Source organism: Candidatus Soleaferrea massiliensis AP7 (genome assembly GCF_000820765.1).
GTDB classification, from domain to species: Bacteria; Bacillota; Clostridia; order Oscillospirales; family Ruminococcaceae; genus Soleaferrea; species Soleaferrea massiliensis.
In genome coordinates this window covers 1-9,246 of the sequence record NZ_CCYH01000011.1, presented here as the reverse complement: position 1 = coordinate 9,246, position 9,246 = coordinate 1, and the positions used below count along the sequence as shown (strand labels likewise).

General features: G+C 52.3%; 7 protein-coding genes. 3 read left to right on the top strand and 4 right to left on the bottom strand.

Going from position 1 to position 9,246, the window contains the following annotated elements; genetic code table 11:
- The first annotated feature begins 345 nt into the window (after window positions 1–345).
- A complete protein-coding gene (locus BN348_RS02195) occupies window positions 346–2,580 on the top strand; it encodes a GLUG motif-containing protein (protein ID WP_040195903.1) in 2,235 nt (744 codons plus the stop codon).
- A gap of 235 nt (window positions 2,581–2,815) precedes the next feature.
- Here the strand turns inward: BN348_RS02195 and BN348_RS02190 are convergent, their stop codons facing one another.
- The 3 genes from BN348_RS02190 to BN348_RS02180 all read right to left on the bottom strand — a co-directional run bounded on the left by BN348_RS02190 (window position 2,816) and on the right by BN348_RS02180 (window position 6,674).
- The gene (locus tag BN348_RS02190) at window positions 2,816–3,979 is read right to left on the bottom strand and encodes a phosphoglycerate dehydrogenase (RefSeq protein WP_040195902.1); all 1,164 of its coding nucleotides are present in this window, start codon (window positions 3,977–3,979) and stop codon (window positions 2,816–2,818) included.
- Between the two features lie 13 nt (window positions 3,980–3,992).
- Window positions 3,993–5,075 (bottom strand): 3-phosphoserine/phosphohydroxythreonine transaminase, encoded by a 1,083-nt coding sequence (serC, locus tag BN348_RS02185; RefSeq protein ID WP_040195901.1) that lies wholly within the window; start codon window positions 5,073–5,075, stop codon window positions 3,993–3,995.
- Window positions 5,076–5,267: 192 nt separating this feature from the next.
- Window positions 5,268–6,674: an ATP-binding cassette domain-containing protein gene (locus tag BN348_RS02180; protein WP_040195900.1), complete on the bottom strand. Its 1,407-nt coding sequence runs from the start codon at window positions 6,672–6,674 to the stop codon at window positions 5,268–5,270.
- A 132-nt stretch (window positions 6,675–6,806) separates the two neighbouring features.
- On the opposite strand from BN348_RS02180, the gene BN348_RS02175 reads away from it, so the two are divergent.
- Complete coding sequence (locus BN348_RS02175) at window positions 6,807–7,196, top strand: DUF6483 family protein (protein ID WP_040195899.1); 390 nt, start codon at window positions 6,807–6,809, stop codon at window positions 7,194–7,196.
- Window positions 7,197–7,202: 6 nt separating this feature from the next.
- On the opposite strand, the gene BN348_RS02170 is transcribed toward BN348_RS02175, so the two are convergent.
- A complete protein-coding gene (locus BN348_RS02170) occupies window positions 7,203–7,823 on the bottom strand; it encodes a nuclease-related domain-containing protein (protein ID WP_040195898.1) in 621 nt (206 codons plus the stop codon).
- A gap of 264 nt (window positions 7,824–8,087) precedes the next feature.
- Between BN348_RS02170 and BN348_RS02165 the strand changes: the two genes are divergently transcribed.
- Window positions 8,088–8,615 (top strand): DUF4358 domain-containing protein, encoded by a 528-nt coding sequence (locus BN348_RS02165; protein WP_040195897.1) that lies wholly within the window; start codon window positions 8,088–8,090, stop codon window positions 8,613–8,615.
- Window positions 8,616–9,246: the final 631 nt, after the last annotated feature.

Genomic DNA, 9,246 nt, shown 5'->3' with positions numbered 1-9,246 from the left:
CTTATCGACCTACCGGTAACCCAAAAACAACAAAAAGCTCGTATCCATTAATGGATACGAGCTTTTTTTTGTACAGATAAGCAATCTGGCAAATCATACGGCCTGACAATTTCCAGTGTTATATCCATGTGCATCCCTGTCTTGAACAGAACGGTATCAATCCTTCGAGCAGCTTAAGAAGGGAACAAATTAACAACACCAATGGCGTCGTTTTTGATTGACATTTGTCACAGACAGGCATATAATACGAATAGACTGTAACATTTCTTTTGTAATGCATTTACAGTCTATTCCTATTCTTATTGGCCTATCAACCGAGACCTCAAAAACCAAGGAGGAAAAAACATGGAGAAGAGCAATACCAAAAAGTCACTTATCGCAACCGGGCTTTCCCTTTTACTGTGCATCGCGATGCTCATCGGCACAACGCTTGCATGGTTCAGCGACACCGTGTCAAACAAAGGAAACCGCATTCAGGCCGGAAACCTGAAGGTGGGCTTTGCGGCGGCGGACAGCTTGGATGAGGTTACTGGAAACCTGAGCGACGCAAACTTTGCAGACCTCGCCAATCCAGATGCGAAGCTGTTTCAGCTCAGCAACTGGCAGCCGGGTGAAACCTACACCCGATATATGCGGGTCAAAAACACCGGCACGCTTGCACTCAAATACAACATCGGCTTCGTGCTGTCCGGCGAAAACGACATGCTTGCCGACGCCATTCAGGTGGATGTAACGCCGTCCTCCTATTCACCTACTGTAGAAAACGGCACTGCGTCAGGCGCAGCGGCTGAAAACATCAAGATGAACGGCAAGCTTTCGAGACAGGATGATTACCAGATCTTCAAGGTGACATTGAAATTCCTGGAATCCGCAGGCAACAGCTACAATGCCGAAGCGGCGAATACCTTTGACTTTGGCCTGGATGTCATCCTGACCGCGACACAGGACAACCATGACGCCGTCATCGTCCAGGCGGCAACCGCGCAGGATATTGCCGGCGCTGTGCCAAACAGCACCATCGTGCTGATGAAGGACATCACACTGGATGAGGATATCACGATTGGCCACTATGTGAATGTTGTGCTGAACGGATACACGCTTGATCTGAATGGCCACAAGCTGACCGTATCGTCCGACAAAGTGGGAACAACGGATCTGGACGGCGGCACCGTACAGAACGGCACCATTGAATACAACATTCCAACCGGTTCCGGCTATGCCGGCGGCATCTATCGGAATGTCATCCTTAACGTCCGCGTTTCTGAGCACACCTTCACGTTTGCGGGCGTCACCGACGGCAGCATCATTATGAACGCCGGCAAACTGGTGGTCAAGGAAGGCGGCCAGGTGGGGGCGGTCACGGTTCCTTCAGGCAGCAGTACGGCGGTCATCGATAACCACGGCCAGATCGGTAAGCTGAACAACCAGTCCGGTTCCTCCGTCACTGTCAACGGACAGCCGCCTGAGGATTTCGACGGGGATATCTCGGTCGACTCGAACGAATGGATTTACAAGAGCAAGGAGCCGCAGAAAAACGGCAGTACATACACCATCACCAGCGCCGAAGAGCTTGCCTGGATATCCCAAAAGGTCAAAGCCGGAAATACCTTCTCCGGCGAGGCCTTCGAGCTTGTCTCCGATCTGGACCTGTCCGGCTTCCAGTGGACACCGATCGGCTATACGCCGGATACTGAAAAAGCTTATTTCTTTGAAGGCGCCTTTGATGGAAACGGACATACCATCAAGGGAATTCAGATCGGCAGCCCGTCCGCTTATGACGACAAGCTGCTCAGCACCGGCCTTTTTGGTCTAACCGGCAGCAAGGCTGTTATCCATGATGTTCATGCCGAAGCGGCTATCTACACCAGCACTTCTTACTATACCGGAGGATTTGTCGGACTCAACAACGGTTCCATCTACAACTGTTCGGTCTCCGGAAACATCACATACGACTCGGATGTAAACGTATGCTATGGTATTGGTGGATTTACCAGTACAGTTGCCGCAAACGACGTCTCCATGATCAACTGTTCCGCCAATATGCAGATATCCGCCAAACTGCCGGGCAATTTCGGAATCGGTGGATTTATCGGAGTTATCCGTATGGTAAGCCGGACGTCCATTGCAAACTGCTACGCGGCAGGCAGCTTGGAATTTATCGGTCCTTGGGACGGCTGCACCGTGGGCGGATTCATCGGCTATACCATGTTAGATTCCACCAATCTCCGGAACTGCTTCACCACCATGGATATTACCGCAAAACTTGGACCCAGCGTTTCTGGAGACAGACAGGATAGAACTTACGCTGCTCATGCTTTTGAAGGTCTGTTCTATTTCAGCAGCATCAAAACGGCGCACAACTTCACGGACAGCAGTGTAAAAGTCGAGATCACAAAGACTGATACGCCGTCCGACATCGAGCTGGCTCCTTCCGACGCATCTACCAGCAGCGTAGCCGCATTGACCGCCGCTGAGCTGAACAATTACTGGAATGCCGACAATCTGCCGGCTGGATTCACACTGAACGACCTGCAGGTCTGGACCGATGTTTCCGGCAGTTCCTTCCCGGTCTTAAAGTAATTCTTTATAAGTCGGAACACTTAAGCGGTACCACAGTTTCCGCTGAACCGCAAAAATAGCTGCTCACAGAAACAGCAAACCATATCAATTATTTTGATGGCACAAAGAGGGATGCATCCTGAATGGATGCATCCCTCTTTTATCCCGCTGCAGCTATTGCAACAGATACTTCTGCAGAAAAAAGGCAGCCCCCGCGTCTCTGCCGGGACTGCCCTGATTTTTTATAAATGTACGCTTAGATGACACGGACGCGGATGACGCCTTCGATCTTCTTGAGGTTCTCGATGACCTGCGCCTCCACTTCACCGGACAGATCGATCATTGTATATGCATAATCCTTCTTGGATTTGTTGATCAGGTTGTCGATATTCGCATTTGCGCCGGAGAACGCGCTGGAAATCTGGGTCAGCATATTCGGGATGTTCTTGTGGATGATTGTAACCCTGGTGTCTCCGGTATACGGCATCTCGGCATCCGGCAGATTGACGGAATTCTTGATGTTGCCGTATTCGAGGTAGCCGACCAGCTCCACCGCAGCCATCTTCGCACAGTTGTCCTCCGATTCCGGCGTGGACGCGCCCAGATGCGGGATGGTCAGGACGCCTTCGACGTCGATCAGCTCTTCGGTCGGGAAATCGGTCGCATAGCAGGCGATTCTGCCTTCTTCAATGCCGGCCTTGATATCTTCGGCAACAGCGAGCTCGCCCCTTGCAAAGTTCAGGATGCGGACATCCTTCTTCATCAGCTTGATGGATTCGGAGTTGACCAGTCCCTTGGTCTCCGGAGTCAGCGGCACATGCACCGAGATGTAATCGCAGTTCTCGAAGATTTCCTTCAGGGATTTTGCGTGCTTAACCGAACGTGACAAGCCCCACGCGCCTTCCACCGAGATGTACGGGTCATAGCCGTAGACCTCCATGCCCAGACGGCAGCCGATGTTTGCAACCAGGATGCCGATGGCGCCCAAACCGATGACGCCGAGCTTCTTGCCTGCGATTTCCGGTCCTGCAAACTGGCTCTTGCCCTTCTCAACCAGCTTGCCGACCTCGTCGCCTTTGCCCTTGAGGGTTTTGGTCCAGTTGATGCCCTGCACGATCTTTCTGGAGGACAGCAGCAGAGCGGCCAGAACGAGCTCCTTCACAGCGTTTGCATTGGCGCCCGGGGTGTTGAAGACCACGATGCCGTTTTCCGAGCAGCGCTCGATTGGGATGTTGTTGACGCCCGCTCCCGCGCGCGCGATGGCTTTGAGCTTCTTGCCGAATTCCATCTCATGCATCGCGGCGGAGCGTACCATAATCGCATCCGGATTTTCGCTGTCGTCCGCGCATCTGTATTTCGAGTTGTCGAGCTTCTCCAGTCCTGCCGGAGAAATCTTATTGAGCAGCTTAATTTCAAACATTTCAGTGACCCCCTTAGTTATTCTTCTCAAATTCTTTCATGAACGCAATCAGGTCGATGACGCCCTGCTTCGGCATCGCATTGTAGATGGAAGCGCGCATGCCGCCGACAGAACGGTGGCCCTTCAGGTTGACAAAGCCGGCGGCGTCCGCCTCTTTGACAAACTTCTTATCCAGCTCCTCGTCGCCGGTGACAAACGGGATGTTCATCAGCGAGCGGTCCTCTTTGACGACGGTTCCCTTGAACATCTTGGAGCTGTCCAGATAATCGTAGAACATCTGGGCCTTCTCCTCGTTGAGCTTCTTCATCGCTTCGATGCCGCCCACCTCGTTCTTGATCCAGTCGAGAACCAGCTTGCAGATGTAGATCGCATAGGTCGGCGGGGTGTTGTACATCGAGCCGTTTTCCGCATGGGTCTTGTAATCGAACATCGTCGGCGTACCCTCGCGGGCGTTTCCAATCAGGTCTTCGCGGATGATGACGACCGTCAGGCCGGCCGGGCCCATGTTCTTCTGCGCGCCCGCAAAGATGATGCCGTATTTCGAGACATCCATCGGCTCGGACAGGATGCAGGAGGACATATCCGCAACGATCGGCTTATCGCCGACATCCGGCAGCTCATGGAAGCGGGTGCCGTAGATGGTGTTGTTGTAGCAGATGTGGACATAGTCCGCATCCTTCGAGAACATATCCGGGGTCAGCTTCGGAATATAGGAAAAGGTCTTGTCGGCGCTGGATGCAACAACGTTGCATTCGCCGAACTTCTGCGCCTCGGCGTAGGCTTTCTTTGCCCATTGGCCGGTCAGGACGAAATCCGCCTTGCCGTTTTTGTTCATGATGTTCAGCGGAACCATGGCAAACTGGCTGGACGCACCGCCCTGCAGGAACAGAACCTTGTAATTGTCCGGGATGCTGAGAATTTCACGCAGCAAACTTTCACAGCTTTCAATGATGCTGGAATAGACCTTGGAACGGTGGGACATCTCCATCACCGACTGTCCGCTTCCCTCATAATCCAGCATTTCGGAAGCAGCTTTGTTGAGCACCCATTCCGGTAAGGTGGACGGCCCTGCTGAAAAATTGTACACTCTGCTCATAGAAAAAATCCTCCCCTGCAGGATGTTTCCTGCGTTATTGTAATATGACTCAAATACTTCCCTGGAAACGACGAAAAAAGCAGAAATCCCCATCATCCCCGCTTTCATTTGTTCAAATTCCCGTCTCCAATTGTTAAAATAATAACTAGAGAATATTATACACCAAAACGCGCCTAAACGCAATGGGAAAAACTAATTTTTGTTCCGTCCTTTTTCCAAATGCAGTATGCGGCCGCAGAATCTGTGCAACATATCCAGATCATGCGAGAAAATCAAAAAGCTCTGCTCCCGGTGCTCGGTCAGAAGGTTCTCCAAAAACTCCGACTGAACGCGCAGGTCGAGCATGCTGAACGGCTCCATGAACAGCCCGATCTCGAACGGACGCTTATCGACGCGGTCCAGAATTTTCTTCTGCCGGTCCCGGTGCGGCACATCCACCGCCCGGTACGGATTACGGAACATCCCGCCGGCAAGCCGCCCCATATCCTCAAGCGTCGCGGTCCGGCCAAGATTTTTAAGCTTCCTGTCCTTGGCCGAGCCTTCAAAATCTCCCTGCCTGGAAAGCGCATAGAACCGGAAGAACTCCCGTTCAAAATCCTCGTTCCAGAACCCGTAGAAGCCCCATTTTGCCGCGTCATACGGGCTTTGCAGGTCCACGCGCTCCTGTTCGCGCAGGATTTCACCGCCATACGCTTTAAAGCCGGTCAAAATCCGGAACAGCTCCTCCATGCCGCTGTCCTCATCCCCGTAAACGCCGAGGATTTCACCCTCATACAGCCGGAACGAGCAGTCGCGCAGAACCTCTTCCCCGCGCAGATGGCTTGCTTCCAGCACTGTCCTCGCGCTTCTCGGCTTCTTCTTGATGTCAAACACCTTCCCGGACGCCGCGCCCAGCAGCAGGCGACGCAGCCGCTGCGACTCCAGTTCAGCCGCCGGGATGTCCTTCACCAGCACGCCGTCGTCCAGAACCAGGACACGGTCGGCAAGGCACAGGATGTCGTCGGGCTGCTTGGTGATCAGGATCAATGATTTGCCTTGATTTTTTATTTTATTTATCAGATTCTCATAGACTTTCCGCTGATTCGGATGTAAAATAGCCTTAGGCTCATCCAGCACTGCAATCCGGCAGTCGGATGCATAGACCCGGCAGAGCTTGACAAGCTCCTTTTGGGAAGCGTTCAGCTCATCCGGACTCGAATCGGCGTGCAGCGGCAGGCACAGTTCCGTTAAAACCGCCTGTGCGCGCTCCAGGATCTTCTGTTTGTCCTTGCTGGCAAACGCGTCGTCGAACAGGATGTTCTCTCCAATTGAGAAGCTTTCGATGACGTCGTATCCCTGCCTGATGTACAGGATGCCGTACTTCCTGAGCTGCTGCGGGTTCCTGATGCTGACCGGCTCCCCAAACAGCCTGACGGTTCCGTCATAGCGCTTGAGCCATCCGGTCACAAGGTCGAACAGCGCGGTCTTTCCGCTCTGGTTGGCGCCGGTCACCGCCAGGACCTCCCCTTCGTACAGCGTCAGATAGATATCGCTGAGCGCGAAGCCGCCTTTCAGTTTCTTCGAGATGCCTTCCAGTTCCAGAACCGGGCGTCTCTCCATTTACAACGTCCCCTTTCACAACCGGGAAAGAATCAAAGAGCCCCTGTTCCGGCGTGCGGAACTTCGGCTCTTTCCCTAAGTACCATATGATTTCAGATCACATATTATGCAGAAGAAAGCAGGTAAAACATCATGTATCAGCAGGATTACATTCTCCGACAGATCGAACTGATGGCCAATTTCATCTACAAGCTCCTCTACGGAAAGGATCTGATCAGCCTGACCGATGAGGAATACGAGGTGAACGGCAGGACCACCGACAAGCTGCTTCCCGAAACGCTGCGTCAGATGGCGCTGCAGGGAAAGATCAACGATGCCGAGGACCTGCTCTTCGAACAGCTGGAGGAGCATCACACCGCCGACGACATCGCCGCTGCGGTGGAATTCTACCGCCTGCTGGCGCATTTCGACGACCAGCTTCTCGAAGAGGCCGACTACACCCGCGCTGAAATTGTAGAGGGACTGCATGAGCTCTGCAATCTGTACGTACAGTCCGGCACCAGCCTGTCTCTGTTCGAATAACGGCTCCTAGCGATCGGCCGTTTTTCCCGCATATTTCATGATGGCTTCGGTGAGCATCGGCACATCCATGTCCTTGTCCGCTTCAAATTTGGAGTGCCGCAGATATTTTTTAAACTGCTTGAGATACATCGCGCTCATGTTGCCGCCGGTGACATAGATGTGGCATTTCTTCTTGGAACCCGGAAACACAACCGCCGTCTCCATCGGAATCTTATAGATGTTGTCCGACGCGAACAGGCTGCGCAGTGCAACGGTGTTTTCGGTGTTCTGCATGACCGGATTCGGCAGGCGGATTTTTTTGCCGCCCTGCGCACGGTAGTAGGCCCATTCCTTTTCCTTCTCATTGCAGTAGAAATCCCCGCGCATCGGCATGGTGTTCACCAGCATGATGCCGAAGAATCCGATCAGTACATGGTCGATGTGATAGGTATTGCCTTTGAAACGCAAGTCGATGTCGTCGAGCACCTTGAAGTTGCGGATAGACGCGTACTTTTTGAGCATCGCGGCGACCTTGCGCTTGCCGAGGACCCCCTTGTTCTCCAGCATGTTCTGCCGGACTTTGAGGATCAGCAGAACCACCAGGATGATGGTGACCGCGCCAAAAATCACATAATAAATCTGGTCCATTGAAAACACATCCCTTTACTTGTTGCAGATATCTTTTTTGAAGCCTGAAGCTTCGGGTACATGGATAATATCATAGCATAAAAACGTGAAAATGTACAGACTGAAAATAAGATGAAGGTTAAAATTTGTGCCTCAATCTGAATTTTTTGTAAAATAGCCGCAAAAATCGACAGTTCCGCTTGATTTCACTGGGCAAATGATTTATAATCACACCGTACGTTTCTCAGGAAAAATCCCCGTTATATCTAGGAGGAGAACCAATTTATGAAAAAACAAATTGCCGTGATTTTTGCGGCGCTGAGTTTGTTTTTGTTACTGCTGACCGGATGCGGCTCCAGCGCAGAAGCCGAAACCGTAGACGCGAAGCAGCAGAAATCGATGGATATCCAGGTGCCGATCACCAATCTGGATGACATCATCAACGAAGTATATAAAGGCGTCGACATCAAGGACTATGTCGAAATCACCGATGAAAATATGAAAGAGATTCTCAAGATCAACCCGGACAGCCTTGAGAGCTACGCCATCAAGCGCGCCTCCGGCAAATACGGGCTGGCGGACGTCTACATCCTGAAGCCGAAGGCCGACAAGGAACAGGAGGTCAGAAAAGCGCTGGAAAGCATCTTAAAAGCCAGACAGGATGAATTCGAACATTACGATGTCTACAACGCGCTCGCCATCGCCCAGAACGGCAAGGTTTACGACAGGGAGGGCTATCAGATCCTTCTGATGATCGATGACCAGCAGCAGGTGGAGCGTTCGGTCAACAAGTATTTAAAGCAGTTAAAATAACCGTTAAGCCGTGCTTCTTTTTTGAGAAGCACGGCTTTCAACTTGTCCAGAATTTTATTCCTGGACGATAAAGCGTACTTTGAGCGTGGTTGTACCGCCAGCGTTCAGCGGATAGAACACTTGTTCCGCTGAAGAGCGGCGGCCGTCATGGTTTGTTAAAATTTCTTGGCAAGGTTGTTGCAGCGCAGCGGTATCACCTTGTCAGCCAAGTGATACTTGGCTGGGCTGTTTCTGCCAAGAAACTTTAGTGTGGTGCTGGTTCCGCTGTATTTCAGCGGTCTCACTGTGTATACCAGGTGACACCTGGCAATGTGGTCGTCACTTCCACTGCGGTGCTGTGGCTTTACCTGTCTGCCAAGGAACCTTGGCATTGTGGTTGTTACTTCCACTGTGGCACAGCGGCTCTGCTGTGTATACCAAGTGACACTTGGCAGTGTGGTCGTTACTTCTTTGCGCGGCCAAAGAAGTAACCAAGAAAGGCCGTTCAAGGGGGGCCATGCACAGTGCCGCCCCAGGCCAGATGGCCCCCCTTGAAAATCCCCCCATGATATTCTTCTTTCTCCTTCGGCCTCCTGCGGGCGGCGTTTAGATGGCAGGGTGGCTGAATGGCCAGCAGCGGACGTCAACGTTC